The organism is Halorussus aquaticus, from assembly GCF_024218795.1.
Lineage (GTDB): Archaea > Halobacteriota > Halobacteria > Halobacteriales > Haladaptataceae > Halorussus > Halorussus aquaticus.
In genome coordinates, this window is sequence record NZ_CP100401.1 from 55518 (window position 1) to 74022 (window position 18505).

The following is an 18505-nucleotide window of genomic DNA, read 5'->3' on the forward strand; positions in this document are numbered from 1 at the left end:
CTCACGTCTCGGATATGCGACTGGAGGAGTACTGGGGCGTCGGACCCAAGACGCGCGAGCGCCTCGAAGCCGAACTCGGCACCGAGCGCGCGGTGGAAGCCATCGAGACCGGGGCGGTACGGGCGCTCGTCTCCGCGGGGTTGTCCCGCGGGCGCGCCACCCGCATCCTCCGGCGGGCCAACGGCGGCGAGGGGATGTCGGTGCTGGCGACCCGCGACACCCGCGCCGTCTACAAGGAACTGCTCGACGTGGCCAGCGACTACGCCGTGACAGAGGACGCGGCCGACCGGATTCGAGTGCTGACGCCGCTGATGGAGCGCGACCGGGCGACCGAGCGCCTCGACGCCGTGATGGACGCCGCGGAGTCGTGGGGCCGACTCGACGCCGAAACCCGCGAGCGAGTCCTGTCGGCGTTCGCCGAGTTCGCCGAGGACGAGCGCATCGGCGACGACGAGGCCGCGGTCCGGACCGTCCTCGCGCTCCGCGAGGCGGGACTCTCTGACGGCGTCTCCGAGAGTAGCGAGGGACGGAGTCCCTCGGACCGTTCGAGCGGGCAAAGCCCGCGAGAAGACGAAGCGAGCGGAGACTCGTCGGACCCTCTGTCCGACGGCGCGTTCTCGCGGGTGGCAGACATCGACGGCGACGACCTGCGAGCGGCCGCCTCGGCGCTGGCCGACCTCGACGGCGGCGACGTGGCCCGCGGCGTGGACGACGAACTCGACGCGCTCCGCGACTCGCTGGAGAGCGTCGAGGCGCTGTCGGCCGACTCGCTCGACGCGATGGAGGAGATACGCGAGGAGGCCCGCGCCGGGGCGGAGTTCGGCGAGGTCGTCGTGGACTACGTGGCCAGCGAGACCGACGCGGGATTCCAGCGCGTCCGCGACGCCACGCCCGACGACGCGGTGGACGCCGCCGACTTCGTGCACGCCACGCTCCGGGACCTCACCGACGACCTGCGGGAGACCGTCGAGGAGCGCGAGCGGTCGGTCGCACGCCGGTTGCGGGGCCGCATCGCCGAGACCCAGAGCGCCATCGACGCCGCGAGGGCGGCCGTCTCCGACTTGTCCTTCCACCTCTCGCTGGCCCGATTCGCCCACGACTTCGACCTCACTCGGCCCGCGTTCACCGAGAACGGCTTCGCGGTCCGAAACGCCCGGAACGTCTCCATCGAAGCCAGCGGCGAGGCGGTCCAGCCCATCACCTACGCCGTCGGCGGCCACGACCTGTCGAGCGAGTCTGCGTCCGACGGCAACTCGTCGCACGACGCCGACCCGACGCCCCCGGACGGCGACCGCGTGTCGGTCCTGACCGGCGCGAACTCCGGCGGGAAGACGACCCTGCTCGAAACGATGTGTCAGGTCGCCCTGCTTGCGCAGATGGGGCTTCCGGTGCCCGCAGAGCGCGCGGCGGTCTCCATCTCCGAGGACATCGTCTTCCACCGGCGGCACGCGAGTTTCAACGCGGGCGTGCTGGAATCGACGCTCCGCAGTATCGTCCCGCCGCTGACCGACGGCGCGAACACCCTGATGCTGGTGGACGAGTTCGAGGCCATCACCGAACCCGGGAGCGCGGCCGACCTCCTGCACGGTCTCGTCAGACTCACGGTCGATAGGGGCGCGCTCGGGGTGTTCGTCACTCACCTCGCCGACGACCTCAAACCCCTGCCGGAGAAGGCACGGAAGGACGGCATCTTCGCCGAGGGACTGGACGACGACCTCGAACTCGAAGTCGATTACCAGCCCAGATTCGGTACGGTCGGCAAGTCCACGCCCGAGTTCATCGTCTCGCGCCTGCTGGCGGGCGCGGACGACCGCACTGAGCGGGCCGGATTCGAGACCCTCGCCCGTGCGGTCGGCGAGGAGGCGGTCCAGCGCACGCTCGACGACTGGTCGCCCGACGCGAGCGCCGTCGGGGGAAGCGCGGCGAGCGACGCGAACACGTCCGGTTCCGGCGACGACGACTGACGCGATAGCCGACGCTTCCGAGGCGTTCTGATTCGCACGCCCGTTACCTTCCGCGTCCCGTCAGAAGAACATCACCCACGCGATGAGTCCCATCGTAAGAACCGCCAGCAGCGTCGGCAGGAGCGCCAACACCACCGTCGAGAGTCGGTCCAGTCGCTTCTCGTTGTCCACGGGCTTCAACACGCTGTACCCGCACTCGATGCACTGCTTCCGGTCTGTTGCGTGTTGTCGCCCGCAGTCTTTACATTTCCACTGCTTTGGACCGAGACCCATGCGTTGACCGAATCGATGGACGCATCTGTGTTAGGTTTTGCGACCTGTCCGACGTCCGAACGTCACTCGGAGCCGAATTCACTAATTTTTAAGTTGCTACGCGGACACTTGTTCGTGTGTCTCGTTCGCAATCTTCGGTTTCCAACACCCTGTTGGAGGGACCGACGGTAACCGAGGGTGTGACCGCGGCGGTGTTCGACGAACTCGCCCGTCCCGTCGAGAAGAATCTCCTCGTCGTCTCCTACCGACGCTCTCCCGACGTCTGGCTTCGTCACTGGCGAACGAACGTGGGAGAACTGCCGCCGGAGGTCGGGTTCGTCCACGTCGGCGAGACGACGCGCTCCTCGGCGACCGTTTCCTCCGAGACGAGTTCGACCACGCGTTCGCTCCCTTCCGCCGACGCCGCCCCGTTCGTGAAGACCGTCTCGGACCCCACCGACCTCACCAGCGTCGGCGTTCGCGCCAGCGAGTACCTCGAAACGTGGGACGGTAACGGTCGCCGGACGGTCGTCTGCTTCGACTCGGTGACGGCCCTGCTGGACACCGCCGCCCTCGACCGGGCCTTCCGGTTCCTCCACGTCTTCGCGGGCCGTATCGAGAGCGTGGACGGTCGGTGCTACTACCTATTGGACCCGTCGCCTCACGACGAGCAGTCGCTCTCGGCGGTCCGCGAACTCGCGGACGCCGTCGTGGACCTCGACGCGACTCGCCGAGACTGACTGTCGGGTGCCCCCGGAGGCCTCGACGGAATCGACTCCGCACGAACCCCCGCCGAGTCCGTCACTCGTTCTCTTCTGAACGGCACCGAGAGCCGGTGAAGGAACACTTATCAGACCCGCGTGACATCGGTCGAACCGATGGACGGACGCGACTCCGACGACCGCGAGCGGGCCGACCGTCTCCGCGAACAGGCCCGCGAGCGGTGGGGGACGGTGGACGACGACGCCGACGCCGCCGCGTCCAAACTCGACAGCGACGACCCCGAGGAGCGAGCGGCGGCGACGTGGACCCTCGCGGAGATCGCGGCCGACGACCCCGACCGCTCGCGTCGGCTTCCGGTCGAGTCCGAACTCGCGCCGCTGTTGGACGACGACGACCGGTGGGTCCGACGGGGCGCGTCGTGGGCGCTGGCGACCGTCGCCGACCAGCACCCCCAGCGCGCCCGTACCGCGCTCTCAGAGGTCACCGCGAGTCTGACCGACGAGGACCCGCTCGTCCGCGAGAACAGCGTGCTCGCGTTCGCCGACGTGGCCAGAGAGTATCCGCACGCCGCCGAACCCGCGCTCGGTCGCCTCGCCGACCTCGTGGCGGACGGAGACGGACTCGTTCGCCGGGTCGCCGCCGAGACGCTCCGGCGTCTCGTCACCCGACTCGACGAGGACGGGTTCCCCGAGACCATCGAGGCCACGCCGGACGTCGCGGAGATTCTGACCGGCGACGCCGACGTCGTCGCGGTGACCGACGAGTCCGGCGGGAGCGGCCGCCCGATTCGGATTCGGCGAGACCCGAACGACGACGAGGCGGCGGGCGACGAGAGCGGTGGCGACGACGAGGTGGACGAGTCGCTCGGACCGCCCGACTCGATTCCCTCGGTGCCCGTAGTCGTGTCAGAGCGCGGCAGGTTCGAGCGACTAGCCGACCTCGGAGACGGTCCGCTGACGACCGCGACGAAGGCCCGCGCCTCGACCCCGGGAGAGGGCGGACGCCACGTCGTGGTCGCGCTCCGGACGCTCCGGTCGGACGCGGACATCGACCCGTCCCGCGTCGAGACAGCGATTCGGGCGTGGTCGGGCGTGGACGACCACGCTCACGTCGCTCCGATTCTCGCACGCGGGGCGACGCCCCGACCGTGGTTCGCCACCGAGTTCATGGACGGCGGGAGTCTCCGGGACCACCTCGGGTCGGTCGGTTTCGACCGCGCGGTGTGGTACGCTCACTGCGTCACCACGGCGGTCTGTCACGCCCACGCACGCGGCGTCGTCCACGGCGCGCTCCGTCCCGGTGCGGTGGGTCTCTCGCGCACTCTCGGCGCGTGGCCGGTCCCGAAGGTCGGCGACTGGGCGTTCGGCGACCCGTTTGCGGAACTCCGCGACCCGCCGGTCCCGCCGGGCTACGCCGCCCCCGAACACGTCGCGCCCGAGGCGTTCGGTCGGCCGGACCCCGCGACCGACGTCTACCTCCTCGGCGCGCTCTGCTACGCTCTGTTCACCGGGCGGCCGCCGTTCGCGGGCGAGACCGGAGCAATCCTGCGGCGAATCCGCGAGGTGGACCCCGAACCGCCGAGCGCCCGCGTCGGGGACGTGCCCAAAGCTATCGACGAGTTGGTGGGGCGGGCGCTCGCGAAGGAGAAGCGCGCACGATTCGAGACCGTCGAGGACTTTCGTCGGGAGTTGGAGGTCGTCGCGCGGGACCTGCCGCTGTCGTTCGACCTGTAGCTATCGGCCGCCAGCAGGACCGTCGTCGTGGAAGTAGACTACGCGCTCGCTCTCGCTCCGGGCGCGCTCCTCGTCCGCGTCGTAACGGGTCGCACATCGACGGGCGTACTTCGTGAGCGCGGAGAACGGCGGCCCGCCGAACACGTCGGCCCAGCGGTCGCCGCGCTCCACGACGACGCGCTGGTCGTAGGCTTTGCCACAGACCGGGCAGGGCGTCTCGTCCGGGTCGTGGGAGTGCACGTCGGACTAGAGGGGCGCGAGCGGTTTCAATCTCCCGGCGTTCGGGAACCGCCGCCGACGGTTGCCGGTTTCGGCGACTGGTGGTCTACCCCGAAGTCGGCGGTCCGCCCGTCCGCTCGAACCCGTTCGGACTGCGGAGCGATGGGACTCCGCCCGTATTTAAGTGACCCCGATGCGACGTATCGGGAAATGACGGCGCTCGCGCCGCTCTCCGTCCAAGCGTCCGGCGACCCGAGCGCCGCGGTCGTCCGCTTCCTCGGGTCGGTCCTCGTCACGGTGTCGGCCGGGGTGTTCGGGTTCTACGCGGTCCGTAACCTCCGACTGAACCGACTGGAGTCCCAGCGCCCGTTCTGGCGCTACCTCGCGGCGGTCGGGGCCACTGCCGGACTCTTCGGTCTGTTCGGCGTCGCCGAATCGGTCGTCAGTTCTCGGGTCCTGACAGCGTTCGCCCACGGTGCCCTGCTCTTCTGCATCGTCTTCCTCGCGTTCTCGATGCGAGAGGTGTACTACAACTCGGCGCTCGCTCCCGCGCCGGACGACCAGCGGTTCTCGCTCGCCACGCTGCGCAGAGTCGAGGCCGCGTTCGTCGTGGTAATCCTCGTGGAGTGGGTCGCGGTTCTACTCGTCGCACAGGCGGCCGTCGCCGAGGTCGTCAAGGGTCTCGGCAGCGTCGCGTTCGCGGCGTACGGCGTGGTGTTCGCCGAGAAACTGGAGTCGATGGCGCGCGGCACGTCGCTCGACACGCTCCGCCGTCACCTCCTGCCCGTGCTGGTCTCGCTGGCCGGTCTGGGACTCGCGGACCTCGGCGTCCTCGTGGGAATCAGCCCGGTGGTCGTGGGGGCCGTCGAGAACGTCTTCGTCGTCCTCGTGGCCGGGTTCCTCATCACCGCGACCATCCGACTCCAGCAGAACGTCGTAGGACTGTCGGCCGGGTAGTCGTCGGATTCGGGGGTTTCGTTCGCACCGTTCTCCTGTCGTATTCGGAGGAAATCATTAGTGTTCGGGGGTAGTTAGCGCGTCTGGGGGTTACCGATGGGAGCAAACGACGACACGCTATCGAGACGCACGTATCTGAAGGCGACCGGCGCGGCGAGCGCGGCCGGACTCGGAAGCCTGTCCGGTTTCGTCGGTCAGGACGGAGGCACGCTCGAAGTCCAGCACTGGTGGACCGGCGGTGACGGCGGACAGGCCATCAGCGCGCTGTTCGAGGGGTTCAAGCAACAGTATCCGAACGTCACGGTCAACGAGAACCCGGTCGCTGGCGGTGCGGGACAGAATCTCCACACCGTCATCAAGAAGCGAGTCCTGAACAACAATCCGCCGAGCACGTGGCAGGACTGGCCCGGTGCGAACCTCACGCCGTACACGGAGGCGGGCGTCCTCAAGGACATCGAATCGTCCGTCTGGGACCGCAACGACATGAAGAACGCGTACCTCGAAGGGCCGAAGCAGGTGGCCCAGCCCGCGGGCAACTACGTGACGGTGCCGCTGAACATCCACCGACTCAACAACCTCTTCTACAACGTCGAGGTGGTCGAGCAGGCGGGTGTGGACCCGACCTCGTTCTCCGGTCCGAGCGACGTGCTGAGTGCGGTCGAAACCGTCGAATCGGAGACCGACGCCGCGGGGATGGCCCACCAGACCCAGTCGCCGTGGTCCACGCTTCAATTGTGGGAGACCGAACTGCTGGCGAGACACGGTCAGTCTACGTATCAACAGTTCGCCGACGGGAACGTCGGTGCTGTGGAGAGTCAGGTCAAGGACGCACTACGGGGCGTCAAACAGTACCGCCAGTACTTCAACGACGACGCCGGGTCGATAGGCTGGACCGAAGCCAACTCCAAGATAATCAAGGGCGAGGCGGCGTTCATCCATCAGGGCGACTGGGCCGCCGGGATGTACCGCTCACAGGACGGCTTCGAGTACGAACAGCACTGGAATCAGGTGAGCTACCCCGGCACGAGCGGCCAGTACTCGCTGGTCATCGACTCGTTCCCCTTCCCGAAGAACAACCCGTCGCCCGACGCGACGACCAAGTTCCTCCGGTACGTCGGGAGCGTGGACGGCCAGCGTCGGTTCAACCCGAAGAAGGGGTCGATTCCGCCGCGAACGGACGTTCCGAGGGACGCGTTCGGCCCGTTCCTCCAGAGCCAGATGGACGACTTCCAGAACGCCGAGGTCCAACCGCCGTCTACGGCACACGGTCTCGCGGTCCCGCCGGAGACGCTCACCAACCTCGAAGACGCCATGGCGACGTTCAACTCGTCGTGGAACGTCGATAGGGCCTACGACGGCATCGTCCAAGCCTTCCAGTAACGACTCTCGGGCTTTCGGGTACCGACCGCGGACGACCCAAGTCCGACCGCCGTGGTCGTCCGTCTCCACGCTGCTGTCGCTCGGGAGGAAGAATCAGGGCGGCGAGGACCGCCCCGGTTGTCAGAGGCACAGTAATTATTTACGACTCCCTTGCCTGCGACGCCGGGGCGTAGGACCCCTGCAGGCAGTAATTTCTACGAACGATACCTGCATAGATGTACTGCATGATATGACGGGCCTTTAAGTCCCCTGCGGAACCTACGCGGTCAGTTCCGCGTCTTCGGGGACCGAGACGGGCCGCGGCAGGTACAAGCGTTTTCGCGCGTCGGGGACGTACATCTCCTCTTCGACGAGTCCGTCGTCTTCGAGTTTCGTCAGCGCGTCGCGGGTCGTCCTCGCCGGGAGGAGCGCGTGCCGCCGAATCTGTCCTTGGGTCAACGGACCCTCTTCCTGCTCTAACACTCTGTAGACGAGTTTCGCACTCGGCGGGAGTTCTAGGAGTCGCTCGAATCGTTGTTCCGGGGTCGTCTCCGGTTCACTGCCCGTGGCAAAAGCGATCACTGGGTTTCGACATATCCATCTGGGTGTACAGACCGAATCGGTTTAGTTGTTGCGGTCGAAGCGGTGAAGAAATGTTCGGTGACTGATTCACGACCGCCAATCTCTCCAGTTGGACGACTCGTTAGGAACGTCGTCCGACGGGTCGTCGGCCGCGAACAGCGCATCCCGTTTTCGACTCAAATAACGGACGGAGCGGCTAGGAAGCCCCAATCTGTTACGGGGGATTCGGACTGTTTCGATTCGATAACCACAAGATATAAGTCTATATTGTCGCATCATTCAGTCAGTAACCAGAGGCCGTTCGAGTCGCGCCTGACACGACCATGTCCCCCGATCAATCGACTGTTCTCGTCGTGGACGACGAGCAAGACGTTGCCGACCTCTACGCGATGTGGTTAGAGAACGACTATCGCGTGCGGAGTGCCTACGAGGGCGATACGGCGCTGGACGTGCTCGACGAATCCGTCGACGTCGTCCTCCTCGACCGCCGGATGCCGGGCCAATCTGGCGACGAGGTCCTCGCGGAGATTCGAAGCCGCGAACTCAACTGCCGCGTCGTCATGGTGACCGCGGTCAAACCGGATTTCGACATCTTGGAGATGGGGTTCGACGACTATCTGGTCAAACCCGTCTCGAAAGACGACCTCCACGAAACCGTCGAAAAGATGTTGACCCGCGTCGATTACGGCGCGAAGCTACAGCGGTACTTCTCGCTGGTCTCCAAACGAGCAGTCCTCGAATCCGAGAAGGACGCCGAGGCGCTCGAATCCAACGACGAGTACGCCGAACTGGAGTCCGAAATCGAGTCGCTACGGACCGAAGTGGACGATTCTCGCGACCAACTTGACGACCACGACGACTTCGTCGGGGCGTTTCAGGACCTCTGAGACGCCCAATACCGTCGTCCCGGTGTTTGACTGCGGAGTAGCGTCTTTAAACCGGACGGCGGAGTCTCCCGCGAGGTCTCGTGTAACTTCGCGTCGGTTCCGACAGGTCGAAGGTGTCGAATCATCACGTCGTCGAGTGGTGTCGCTGTCGAACGGGGTTTCCTCCCGGAAAACCAGCGACTCACAGAAACGCTAACGGAATCGTATCCGTAAGCGTAAACGTTAACGTAAACGATTACGGTCTACGAACCCGACAGTAACTACCTGATTGCGTCGAAAGAATGTACCTCGTGTACCCCTACCCGAGGTATTCTTTCGGTCTCACTCATCGTATATATGCTTTGTGTTCCGATGAATTCCGACTCACTCACTCTACGGTCGGCGGCGTCCCGTTGAACACGAGTTTGGTCCCCGGTCCCACGCCGGTCCGGTTCGCGAACCCTCGCGGGAGTTCGACGACGTACTTCGTCTGCCCGTCGCTGGGGTATCTCTCTAACTCGTCCGTAGACGCGTTCGGCTGTGGACTGGCGTGTTGGACGTTCAACACCGTTCCGTTCGGCGCGACGAAGATCATGTCCAGCGGAATCAGGGTGTTCTTCATCCAGAACGACACCTGCTGGGCGTCCTCGTAGACGAACACCATGCCACTGTTGTTGGCCAGCGACTCGCGGTGCATGAGTCCCGACTGACGCTCTTCGGGTTCGTTGGCGACTCGCAGGCTTACGTTGACGTTTTCTCCGTCCTCCACCACGAACGTCGCGTTGACGACGCGTTCCACGTCGGTGGTCGTCGGCGGTGTCGTCGAGGACCCTTCGCGGTCGGCGTTACCCGTGATGGCCCCACTCATTCCGCCCGCACAGCCAGCGAGCAGGACCATCGCCCCCACCAGAAGCGCGGCGTACGACTTCATGCCACACGACTACTCCGTGCTGGGATAAAAAGGTTAGAACGCCACGAACAAGAAGGCGACGAGCAACGAGAGCGTGACGACCAACTGTACGAGCGCCGACCCGAGGACCCCGACAGCGGCGAAGACGGCCGCGCGGGTACCCTGCTCGGCGCTTCGGGTTCGATAGAGTTCCGCGACGAACACGACACCCGCGACGCCGAGGACGAGTCCCACTGGCCCGGCGACGAACAGGAGCGGAACGCTGACTATGGTCGCTACGACCACCGTCTTCGTCGAGGCACCACCGGCGCTCGCGGCGAGCGCCCCGCCGAACTGGTCGGCGACGATAGCGGCGACTCCGACCACCGTGAACGCGAGCAACGCCCACGGACCCGGTTCGGCGTAGCCGGTGGACCACCAGTAGAGGTAGATTCCGACCAGCGAGAGGCCTGCGCCGGGGACGAGCGGTACCACGCTCCCGACGACGCCAGCGAACAAGATACCCAGCGCCACGAGGACGAACGGGTCCATACGACTCGGTTTCGGTTTCGTACCCGTTAGCGATTCCGGCTTCGGCGGCGACTCCTAACGCCGTTTACGCAAACGCAAACGTTTCTAGAAACGGTACCGGATACGCAATCGTAAATGTTATTTCCTGCACACGTGTCTGACGAAGGATTAAATAGGTCGTTTGCGTTTGCGCAAACGCAAATTATGCCTCGCTCCATTCGAGCCTGTACCTTCCTCGACAAGGGCGGTACGGGCAAGACGACCACCGCGGCCCACCTCGGCGTGGCGCTCGCCGAACAGGGCAACGACGTGTTGCTCATCGACCTCGCGGGCAAGCAGGGCGACCTCGTGAAGCACTTCGGACGATGGGAGACCGTCGAGCGCCAGATCGCCGAGGACGACGACTGGCCCAACATCTCCACGGTCTTCCAGGACCAGTGGAGCGCCATCGCCGAGAAGTTGGGCGACGCCGCGGTCGAAGGACTCATCCTCGACACCGACGAGGGCGTGGACCTGATTCCCGCCCATCCCGGTCTCGACAGCCTTGACGCCGAACTGGGTAACATCGACGACGCCCACGACCGCTACTCGCGACTCGACACGTTCTTGGACGAGTACATCGAACCGCTGGGCTACGACGCCATCCTCATCGACCTGCCGGGCCTGACGAACAACGTCAGTTACAACGGTCTCTGGGCGGCTCGGAACGTCATCGCGCCGGTCGAGATGGGACCGTTCGAGTCCGAACAGGCCGAGGCGCTCCGTGCCGACCTCGACAAGATCGGTGCCAACTTCGGCGTGGACGTGCGACTCGCCATGGTCCTCCCGAACAAGGTCGACACCCGGACGAAACTCGCCGAGGAGTACCTCGACGCCTTCGAGGAGGCCTACCCCGACGCGTTCGTGTCGTCGCACGTCCCGGTGAGTCAGGACATCCGGAACGCCGCCGAGTCGGGCCGGACCGCGTTCGCGCTCGAAGAACCATCGACGACTGCCGCGCGCGCACGCGAAGCATTCCTCGAAACTGCCGCGACGCTGTCCGAACGGTTGGAGAACGCGGAACCGGCCGCGACCACGGGAGGTGAGACGGCGTGAGCGACCCCGACCTCGAAGAACTCCGCCAGCAGACCCAACGCACCGACCGTCTCGCGGAACCGGCGACGGGCGAGGACGAGAGCGACGATTTGGTGGAGGACCTCGTCGACGCGCTCGCGGCCATCGACTCGGGCGAACAGGCCAAGACGTTCGCGGCACGCGACGAGTCGGTGACCGCGCTCCTGACGACGCTGGCAGAACGCGAACAGGACCTCGAAGCGGTCGGCACCTCCCTCCAGAGCGCGCTGGGACGGGACGTGGACCGCGACGCGCTCGACCGGAGCGAAGTCGTCCGACTCGCGGTCCGTCTGGGTCTCCGAGAAGCGGCCCCGGAGTATCTGGATCTGCTCGCCGACGCGTCCGGTGAGTACGCCCGGCGCAACTTCTGACGGACTACTTCGTAGTCGTTTTCGAAATCGTTTCCGATTGCGTTTCCGCGTACGTTTACGGCCGCGTCGCCGGATTCGCTCACTCTTTACGAGATCGTTTGCGATATCGTTTCCGTTATCGTTTACGTAAACAAAAACGGGTTCATGTCCGCCGCTCTCCTATCTGCGTCTGCATTTCGATTCAGTTCTGAGTCCTAACTCGTGCTTCGGGCCCGGTGTTCGTCGCGTCCGACCACGGTAACGTGTACGTAAACGTCTGCGCAAACGGGGTGTGACTGGGAGGTCAGCAGGACTCGCCTCCGAAGCGCGCCAGTCTCGATGGTGCGACGGACGGAAACGCAACCGTAAACGAAATCGCAAACGGTTGCGCAAACGTAAGCGTCCACTTCCCGCGAACGACGTTGGATTCTGACACGCGACGTAGAGATTGATAAGTGATGACGATGTACTATCGTCCGTGACCGACGACGCACCGACGTTCGACATCCCGCGCCGCCCCGAGCGCGTCTACCCGCGCGACGGGGGCGTGGAGTACGAGGGGGGAACCGTCTTCCGTCTCTCGCCCGAGCCGGAGCGTCCCGAACGGGAGTTAGCCGCGCTCGTCGAGAGCGTTCTGGACGGCGACCGCTACACCTACGGCGACTGGTTCGAACTCCCCGCACCGGTGTATCTGGTCCACGACGAACGCCACTCGACCGCCTTCCGCATCGTGATTCGCTACGGGAGCGTGGAGTTCCACGTCCTGCCGGAGACGGCGGAAGAGGCCCTCCGGGGGATGTACTCCCGACTTCGGGAGTTCGGCGAGTGTCGGTGGAGCGTCGCCTGCGAGACGACTCGCCCCGACTGACTCCCTGCCTTCGACTTCGCGCCGAACCGATACGTCGTGGTCCGGTGACCCCGACTTTCGCTCGCAGACCTTCGCCTCGCCCCGACGACCGCGGTAGCTTTTTACCGTCCCCGGGACACCCCAGACGTAATGAACCTCCCAACGACCGACGACGCCGAATTGCGCACGAGCGACACCGCATCCGAGATGTGGGAGTTCGCCGAGGACGCCGACCCCGCGCAGGCCCGGCGCGCCTACCCGAGCGGGTGGCTGTGGCTGACGGGCGAACAGTCGGTCCGGTCGCTTCTCGGGGCGTTGCTCGACGCCGACCCGGACGCCCGTTACGGCGAGGACGACCTCGCCTCGCGTTCGGACCTCTCAGAGTCGGAGGTCGCGGAAGCCATCGACGCGCTCATCTCGCTCGGCGTGCTGGTCGCCGACGACGGTGCCTACCGCGTCAACGAACACGCTATCGTCTACCACGCGGCGCGAGAACTCTCGGCCGCCGTCGAGACCACCGGCGCGCCCGACGACGAAGACGGGTTGGCGTACCTCGCGCGACTCGAATCGGTGCGACTCATGCTCGACGCGCTGTTGGAGGCCGACCCCGACCAGTCGCTCACGCAGGAAGACGTCCACCTGCTCACGGGCGTCTCGCGCAAGCGGGTCTGGCTTCACGTCGAGAAGTTAGTGGACCTCGGCGTCCTCGAAGAGTCCGGCGACGAGTACGTCGTCGGACCCGATTCCCCCGTCCTCCGGTGGGTGCAGTCGCTCGATGCGGCGGTCGTCGGTGCGACGCTCGCTCCGTCCCATCCCTGAGTTCGCGGTCGTTCCGGGTTCGGTCGCCTCGACTTCGCCCGTCTCGCCTCTCTTTCTGATCCGTAGTTACGGTCCGAACGTCGATTACGCGGTCGCTTCCTGCGGCAGGTCCACGTACTGGGTCTCCCACTCGCGGCGGGCCTCGATTTCGCGGGTGCCGCGGCGGGTCAGGGTGTAGTAGTTCGTCCGGCGGTCGCGTTGGCCCTTCTCCACGAATCCCTTGTCGACGAGCGTGTCGAGGTTCGGGTAGAGTCGGCCGTGGTGAATCTCTTTCTCGTAGTACGATTCGAGTTCGTCCTTGATAGCGAGACCGTGCGGTTCGTCCAACCCCGCGATGACGTACAGCAAGTCTCTCTGAAAGCCTGTCAGGTCGTACATCGTCTCCCCTTTTGGATTGGAACCTACCTATCGGGAAAAGGATGATGGCCGTTTCGAAACCCCCGGAACTGTCACGGTCGGAAGATGGCAAAACCGACCGACGCTACGGGTCTGTCCCCGTTAAGCATTCCATACTCACCGATTCGACCCACGTGTCGGCCACCGCCGAGTCGTCGGCCCGACTCGCACGAGGGATGCCAACTATCCGCACTTCGTCTCCCTCCGACACTCTCCCCGTCAGGTGGTGTTCGAGCAGGACCGGAAGTCCGTCGCCGCCCGCCGGGTCCCGAACCGTCACCTCTTGGGCATCGACGTACTCGCTCGCTTCCGGCGCGAACGAGAGGTACCCGACCGAACTGCACCGCGGACACTTGGCGTTCGTCCGGAACTCCCGGCCCGACTGGGCGACGTGGCGCGTGACCGCCTCGCACTTCGCGCACCGGAACCCCGCGCGGACTACCTTCGGGCGGAGCGGCCCCGTCTCGCCGACGATGCCCCGCATCGTGTGAAGGCCGTTGAGGTGGGTCGCGCGGAGGTCCGAGAGCGCCACCTCGCTCTCCGCGGGGAGGTCGCTGATTCGCAGGTAGACGTCGCGGAGGTCCCGGTCGGACTCCCCGGAGAGGAACCGAGAGAGCGCGGCCTTCCCCGCTCGCAGTGCCTCGTCGGGGTTCGACAGCAGCGGCCGCAGGAACCGGTAGTCGTGACCGAACCGGTCGCAACTGACCGACAGCGCGCGCTCGTCGGGGTAGTTCTCGACGAACCGGCGCACCGACTCGTCGCGGTCGCGGTAGACGTACTCGCACCACTTCTCGGTCAGGTCGCCGTTTCGCACTGCCATGGACGACCGTTCCGGCGCGTCGGTCTTTGTTACACACCTCCTGCCGGTCGCTCGCCCGACTTAGCGTCGTCCTGTGGTCGTCGTGCCGTCCGGCGTCGGCGGGGGCGTCGTCGTCTCGGGGGCCGTTTCTACTACTCCTCTCGTTACCCTCTACGCTTGCATTCTTTGCCTATTGTATCGTTTACAGTCGCGAGTAGCCCAACTTGTGCGTCACGAATAGACGGAGAAGATAGTGGTGAAACGGGGAAAGGGTCAACTGACAGGCAGTCATTATGCTCGCTCATGGACCGCGGACGAATCGGAGACATCATTCTCGGGGTAGCGATGGTTTTGCTCGGTGTCGCCCCAGTAGGACTCGTCGTAACCGGACGGACACAACTCGTAGTGGCCAGTTACGGTCCCGGTGGTTTCCCGGAGAATCTCACCGCTATTTTCACGCTCATCTCCGCCGTCTGTGGCCTGATTTTGGCCGTCGGGGGAATCAACGTGATGAGAGGTGAGAGTTCGGATGCAACTTCTCCATCTCTCTATTGAATCCGCATGTACTGTTGGAGATTGAATTCGCAGTTTCGAGCGCACCTCGCCCCTCTCGAATCCGCGTTTCGTATCCAGTGTGGCCTGTACGACGGAACCGTACCCTCGTTTCCTGTTTGCGTAAACGTTTACGGAAACATATACGGCCGACCTCTCGGAACCAGTTGCGCTCCGGTGTCCAACGGACTCGACGGAAACCGTCCGTGCCGACCCTGAATTCGTCAACCGCCCGACGAGGGCCATCCGTAATGCGCATTTTCGACCGGGGGTCCGTGTCCACCCCGCGGAACTCCACGAACACGCCTCGACTGACTCCGCTTTCTGAACGTCTCAGACCCCGGCCCGGAACTGCACCCTCAATTTATCACCTCTCGGGTGTCATTACCTATCATGTCGTCTCCGCCCGCCGACGGTCTCGACGTCGAGAGCTACCGCGAATCGGTCGGTATCGACGCGCCCGACGACCCCGCCCACGCCGACTTGGCGGCCGCCCTCCGCCGGGCGTGCGAGGGCGAGGTCCGGTTCGACGAGTACACCCAGATTCTGTACGCGACCGACGGGAGCATCTACGAAGCGCGGCCCGCGGGCGTCGTCTTCCCGACCGACGCCGCCGACGCGCAGGCCGCCACGGAGGTCGCGGCCGACCACGACGCGCCGGTTCTGCCCCGGGGCGCTGGGTCGTCGCTGGCCGGACAGGCCGTCGGTCCGGGGTGCGTCGTCCTCGACTTCACGCGCCACATGGACGCGATTCTGGACGTGGACCCAAAGGCCCAGCGCGCGACGGTCCAACCCGGCGTCGTGCAGGACGACCTCGATTCGCGTCTCGCGGAGGACGACCTGAAGTTCGCGCCCGACCCGGCGTCGTCGAACCGCGCGACGGTCGGCGGCGGCATCGGGAACAACTCGACTGGCGCGCACTCGGTCCGGTACGGCATCACCGACGCCTACGTCGAGGCGGTCGAGGCGGTCCTCGCCGACGGAAGCCGGATTCGCGCCCGGGAGGTCGAACTCGACGGTCCCAAATACGAGCGAATCGTCTCGAAGGACGACCGAGAGGCGGAGGTCTACCGCACGGTCCGCGCCATCGTGGAGGGGAACGCCGAGGAGATAGCCGAGCGATACCCTGACCTCAAGCGGTCGGTGTCTGGCTACAACCTCCACGAATGCGTTTACGAAAACGCAAACGGAAACGAATGCGTAAATCTGGCCAAGCTGTTCGTCGGCGCGGAGGGGACGCTGGGCGTCGTCACCGAGGCGACCCTCTCGCTGGTCTCGAAACCCGACGAGACGGCGCTGGCGCTCTACTGCTTCGAGGACCTGCTGTCGGCGATGGAGGCGGTCCCCGTCGCGCTCGACTACGACCCGAGCGCGGTCGAACTCATGGACGACGAGGTGTTCCGACTGGCCCGCGAGTCGGTCGAGTACGCGGAGTACGCCGACCCCATCCCGGACGACGCCGCGGCCGCGCTGATGTTGGAGTTCGACTCGGAGGTCCACGACGACCTGACCGACGCCGTCGCCGAGACCAACGCGGCGTTCGTCCGCGAGGGCGACGCCTTCGACGTGCTGGAGGCCTACGACGACGAGTCGCAGGCGGACCTGTGGAAACTCCGGAAGGCCGCCATCCCCCTGCTGATGAGTATGGAGGGCGACCCCAAGCCCTACCCCTTCATCGAGGACGCCTCGGTGCCGCCCGAGGAACTGGCCGAGTACGTGCAGGGGTTCGAGGGCGTGCTGGAGGCCCACGACACCTCGGCGGCCTACTTCGCCCACGCCGGAAGCGGCACCCTCCACGTCCGGCCGGTGCTGAACCTCAAGTCCGAGGCGGGCGTCGAGAAGATGCGGTCCATCGCCGAGGACGTGACCTCGCTCGTCCTCGACCACCACGGGTCGTTCTCGGGCGAACACGGCGACGGACTGGCCCGCACGCAGTTCAATCCCAAGATGTACGGCCCGGACCTGTGGGACGCCTTCAGGGAACTCAAGACCGCGTTCGACCCCGACTGGCGGATGAACCCCGGGAAGGTCGTCTTCGAGGAGGAGTCGCCCACCGACATGCGCGAGAACCTGCGGTACGGCCCGGCCTACTCGTCGCTCGAACCCGCGACCGAACAGGACTTCTCCGAGGAGGGCGGGTTCTCGCACCTCGTGGAACTCTGCAACGGGTGTGGCACCTGCCGACAGACCGACTCCGACGTGATGTGTCCCTCTTACCGGGGGATGGACGAGGAGATGGCGACCACCCGCGGTCGGGCCAACATGCTCCGGGCCGCCATCTCCGGCGAACTCCCGCCCGAGGAGATGCACACCGAGCGGTTCCAGAAGGAGGTGCTGGACCTCTGTCTCGGCTGTAAGGGCTGCCAGAGCGACTGCCCGACCGGCGTGGACCTCGCCAAACTCAAAGCCGAGGTCAAACACCGGTACCACGAGGCGGAGGGCGCGGGCCTGCGCGAGCGACTCTTCGCCGAGGTGGACCGACTGGCGGCGGTCGGGTCGGCGCTCGCGCCCGTCTCGAACTGGCTGGCCGACCTGCCGGGGACGGGTCTCGTCGCCGAGAAGGCGCTGGGCGTCGCCCGTGAGCGAGACGTTCCGGCGTTCGCCGACCAGTCGTTCGAGGCGTGGTTCGAGTCCCGCGGCGGTCCCCGGATTCCGGAGTCGCACGCCGACGACAGGGTCCTGCTCGTCCCGGACACCTACACCAACTACGTCTACCCCCGGACCGGTCGGGCCGCGGTGCAGGTCCTCGAAGCCGCGGGCGTCCACGTTCGCGTCCCCGACGCCGACCCGAGCGGCCGCCCGGCCTACTCCGAGGGGTTCCTCGACGTGGCGCGCCAGCGCGCCGAGTCGAACGTCGCCCGGTTGGCCCCGCAGGTCCGCGATGGCTGGTCGGTCGTCTACCCCGAACCCTCCGACGCCGCGATGGTGCAAGACGAGTATCTGGACCTGCTCCCCGACGCCGAGGGGGCCGCGGCGCTCGCCGAGAACGCCTACGGCGTCTGCGAGTACCTCGACCGGACCGGCCGCGACGAGGCGATCGAGTTCGACGCGCCCGCCGACCGACTCGCCTACCACGGCCACTGCAACCAGAAGGCGCTGGGCACCGCCGACCACGCCGCCACGGTCCTCGACCGGGCGGGCTACGACGTGGCCGCGCTCGACTCTGGCTGTTGCGGCATGGCCGGGAGCTTCGGCTACCACGCCGAACACTACGACCTCTCGCAGGCCATCGCCGACGAACTGCGCGACCGGATTTCGGAGGCCGACGCCGACGAGGTGGTCGCGCCGGGTGCGTCGTGCCGGTCCCAACTCGACGCCGAGCGCCCGACCCACCCCGTCGAGGCGTTGGCCGCGGCGCTCCCGTGGCGCTGACGGCGACTTCGCGGACCGAGTCGTGGTCGTAGCACTCGCCGACCGAGCGGTAGTCGGACCGCCTCACGGTTCGCTCCGACGCCGACGGTGATTCGCTACGTACCCGCACGCTGCCAATTATCCCCACTGGGAATCACCGGATAGGTTTAAACCTCTGGACCGTGAAACGCCTCCAAGTAGCG

The 18505-nt window shown here is 66.0% G+C and carries 19 protein-coding genes; 12 read left to right on the forward strand and 7 right to left on the reverse strand.

Features of this window, described 5'->3' with window-relative positions; genetic code table 11:
- Window positions 1-14: 14 nt before the first annotated feature.
- Window positions 15-1964 carry a MutS-related protein gene (locus NGM06_RS18710; protein ID WP_254270288.1) on the forward strand — a complete coding sequence of 650 codons (1950 nt, stop codon included), beginning with the start codon at window positions 15-17 and terminating at the stop codon, window positions 1962-1964.
- 60 nt (window positions 1965-2024) lie between these two features.
- Here NGM06_RS18710 and NGM06_RS18715 read toward each other — a convergent pair whose 3' ends face one another.
- The gene (locus NGM06_RS18715; protein WP_254270289.1) at window positions 2025-2237 is read right to left on the reverse strand and encodes a hypothetical protein; all 213 of its coding nucleotides are present in this window, start codon (window positions 2235-2237) and stop codon (window positions 2025-2027) included.
- Window positions 2238-2353: 116 nt separating this feature from the next.
- On the opposite strand from NGM06_RS18715, the gene NGM06_RS18720 reads away from it, so the two are divergent.
- On the forward strand, window positions 2354-2956 hold the full coding sequence (locus NGM06_RS18720) for a DUF7504 family protein (RefSeq protein WP_254270290.1): 603 nt from the start codon (window positions 2354-2356) through the stop codon (window positions 2954-2956).
- Window positions 2957-3094: 138 nt separating this feature from the next.
- The gene (locus tag NGM06_RS18725) at window positions 3095-4672 is read left to right on the forward strand and encodes a protein kinase domain-containing protein (protein WP_254270291.1); all 1578 of its coding nucleotides are present in this window, start codon (window positions 3095-3097) and stop codon (window positions 4670-4672) included.
- Here the strand turns inward: NGM06_RS18725 and NGM06_RS18730 are convergent, their stop codons facing one another.
- On the reverse strand, window positions 4673-4912 hold the full coding sequence (locus tag NGM06_RS18730) for a hypothetical protein (RefSeq protein WP_254270292.1): 240 nt from the start codon (window positions 4910-4912) through the stop codon (window positions 4673-4675).
- Between the two features lie 189 nt (window positions 4913-5101).
- On the opposite strand from NGM06_RS18730, the gene NGM06_RS18735 reads away from it, so the two are divergent.
- Window positions 5102-5848 carry a hypothetical protein gene (locus tag NGM06_RS18735; protein ID WP_254270293.1) on the forward strand — a complete coding sequence of 249 codons (747 nt, stop codon included), beginning with the start codon at window positions 5102-5104 and terminating at the stop codon, window positions 5846-5848.
- A 96-nt stretch (window positions 5849-5944) separates the two neighbouring features.
- Entirely contained in the window at window positions 5945-7228 is a 1284-nt protein-coding gene (locus NGM06_RS18740; protein ID WP_254270294.1) for an ABC transporter substrate-binding protein, read from the forward strand.
- A gap of 258 nt (window positions 7229-7486) precedes the next feature.
- Here NGM06_RS18740 and NGM06_RS18745 read toward each other — a convergent pair whose 3' ends face one another.
- Complete coding sequence (locus NGM06_RS18745; RefSeq protein ID WP_379793615.1) at window positions 7487-7690, reverse strand: hypothetical protein; 204 nt, start codon at window positions 7688-7690, stop codon at window positions 7487-7489.
- A 422-nt stretch (window positions 7691-8112) separates the two neighbouring features.
- Between NGM06_RS18745 and NGM06_RS18750 the strand changes: the two genes are divergently transcribed.
- Window positions 8113-8676, forward strand: coding sequence for a response regulator transcription factor (locus NGM06_RS18750; protein WP_254270295.1), 564 nt, complete (start codon window positions 8113-8115; stop codon window positions 8674-8676).
- Window positions 8677-9043: 367 nt separating this feature from the next.
- Here the strand turns inward: NGM06_RS18750 and NGM06_RS18755 are convergent, their stop codons facing one another.
- Together NGM06_RS18755 and NGM06_RS18760 are read right to left on the reverse strand one after the other, a co-directional pair.
- A complete protein-coding gene (locus tag NGM06_RS18755; protein WP_254270296.1) occupies window positions 9044-9586 on the reverse strand; it encodes a DUF192 domain-containing protein in 543 nt (180 codons plus the stop codon).
- 33 nt (window positions 9587-9619) lie between these two features.
- Window positions 9620-10096, reverse strand: coding sequence for a DUF456 domain-containing protein (locus NGM06_RS18760; RefSeq protein ID WP_254270297.1), 477 nt, complete (start codon window positions 10094-10096; stop codon window positions 9620-9622).
- A 183-nt stretch (window positions 10097-10279) separates the two neighbouring features.
- Here NGM06_RS18760 and NGM06_RS18765 point away from each other — a divergent pair, with 183 nt between their 5' ends.
- From NGM06_RS18765 to NGM06_RS18780, 4 genes are all read left to right on the forward strand, one after another.
- Window positions 10280-11170, forward strand: coding sequence for a ParA family protein (locus tag NGM06_RS18765; RefSeq protein ID WP_254270298.1), 891 nt, complete (start codon window positions 10280-10282; stop codon window positions 11168-11170).
- Window positions 11167-11559, forward strand: a complete 393-nt coding sequence (locus tag NGM06_RS18770) for a DUF8115 family protein (protein ID WP_254270299.1) — start codon at window positions 11167-11169, stop codon at window positions 11557-11559. Before NGM06_RS18765 ends, NGM06_RS18770 begins: the two co-directional genes overlap by 4 nt.
- Before the next feature lie 457 nt (window positions 11560-12016).
- Window positions 12017-12406 (forward strand): hypothetical protein, encoded by a 390-nt coding sequence (locus tag NGM06_RS18775; RefSeq protein ID WP_254270300.1) that lies wholly within the window; start codon window positions 12017-12019, stop codon window positions 12404-12406.
- Between the two features lie 129 nt (window positions 12407-12535).
- A complete protein-coding gene (locus tag NGM06_RS18780) occupies window positions 12536-13204 on the forward strand; it encodes a hypothetical protein (protein WP_254270301.1) in 669 nt (222 codons plus the stop codon).
- An 84-nt stretch (window positions 13205-13288) separates the two neighbouring features.
- Here the strand turns inward: NGM06_RS18780 and NGM06_RS18785 are convergent, their stop codons facing one another.
- Window positions 13289-13582 (reverse strand): PadR family transcriptional regulator, encoded by a 294-nt coding sequence (locus NGM06_RS18785; RefSeq protein ID WP_248652524.1) that lies wholly within the window; start codon window positions 13580-13582, stop codon window positions 13289-13291.
- A 103-nt stretch (window positions 13583-13685) separates the two neighbouring features.
- Window positions 13686-14420, reverse strand: coding sequence for a minichromosome maintenance protein MCM (locus tag NGM06_RS18790; protein WP_254270302.1), 735 nt, complete (start codon window positions 14418-14420; stop codon window positions 13686-13688).
- Between the two features lie 282 nt (window positions 14421-14702).
- On the opposite strand from NGM06_RS18790, the gene NGM06_RS18795 reads away from it, so the two are divergent.
- A complete protein-coding gene (locus NGM06_RS18795; protein WP_254270303.1) occupies window positions 14703-14954 on the forward strand; it encodes a hypothetical protein in 252 nt (83 codons plus the stop codon).
- Between the two features lie 390 nt (window positions 14955-15344).
- Window positions 15345-18323 (forward strand): FAD-binding and (Fe-S)-binding domain-containing protein, encoded by a 2979-nt coding sequence (locus NGM06_RS18800; RefSeq protein ID WP_254270304.1) that lies wholly within the window; start codon window positions 15345-15347, stop codon window positions 18321-18323.
- Window positions 18324-18505: the final 182 nt, after the last annotated feature.

What these genes read in the sequence shown, in the direction of transcription:
- NGM06_RS18710 (WP_254270288.1), top strand. Translation starts at nt 15, where the DNA reads ATGCGACTGGAGGAGTACTGGGGCGTCGGACCCAAGACGCGCGAGCGC.
- NGM06_RS18715 (WP_254270289.1), bottom strand. Translation starts at nt 2,237, where the DNA reads ATGGGTCTCGGTCCAAAGCAGTGGAAATGTAAAGACTGCGGGCGACAA.
- NGM06_RS18725 (WP_254270291.1), top strand. Translation starts at nt 3,095, where the DNA reads ATGGACGGACGCGACTCCGACGACCGCGAGCGGGCCGACCGTCTCCGC.
- NGM06_RS18735 (WP_254270293.1), top strand. Translation starts at nt 5,102, where the DNA reads ATGACGGCGCTCGCGCCGCTCTCCGTCCAAGCGTCCGGCGACCCGAGC.
- NGM06_RS18740 (WP_254270294.1), top strand. Translation starts at nt 5,945, where the DNA reads ATGGGAGCAAACGACGACACGCTATCGAGACGCACGTATCTGAAGGCG.
- NGM06_RS18750 (WP_254270295.1), top strand. Translation starts at nt 8,113, where the DNA reads ATGTCCCCCGATCAATCGACTGTTCTCGTCGTGGACGACGAGCAAGAC.
- NGM06_RS18755 (WP_254270296.1), bottom strand. Translation starts at nt 9,586, where the DNA reads ATGAAGTCGTACGCCGCGCTTCTGGTGGGGGCGATGGTCCTGCTCGCT.
- NGM06_RS18760 (WP_254270297.1), bottom strand. Translation starts at nt 10,096, where the DNA reads ATGGACCCGTTCGTCCTCGTGGCGCTGGGTATCTTGTTCGCTGGCGTC.
- NGM06_RS18765 (WP_254270298.1), top strand. Translation starts at nt 10,280, where the DNA reads ATGCCTCGCTCCATTCGAGCCTGTACCTTCCTCGACAAGGGCGGTACG.
- NGM06_RS18780 (WP_254270301.1), top strand. Translation starts at nt 12,536, where the DNA reads ATGAACCTCCCAACGACCGACGACGCCGAATTGCGCACGAGCGACACC.
- NGM06_RS18785 (WP_248652524.1), bottom strand. Translation starts at nt 13,582, where the DNA reads ATGTACGACCTGACAGGCTTTCAGAGAGACTTGCTGTACGTCATCGCG.
- NGM06_RS18790 (WP_254270302.1), bottom strand. Translation starts at nt 14,420, where the DNA reads ATGGCAGTGCGAAACGGCGACCTGACCGAGAAGTGGTGCGAGTACGTC.
- NGM06_RS18795 (WP_254270303.1), top strand. Translation starts at nt 14,703, where the DNA reads ATGGACCGCGGACGAATCGGAGACATCATTCTCGGGGTAGCGATGGTT.
- NGM06_RS18800 (WP_254270304.1), top strand. Translation starts at nt 15,345, where the DNA reads ATGTCGTCTCCGCCCGCCGACGGTCTCGACGTCGAGAGCTACCGCGAA.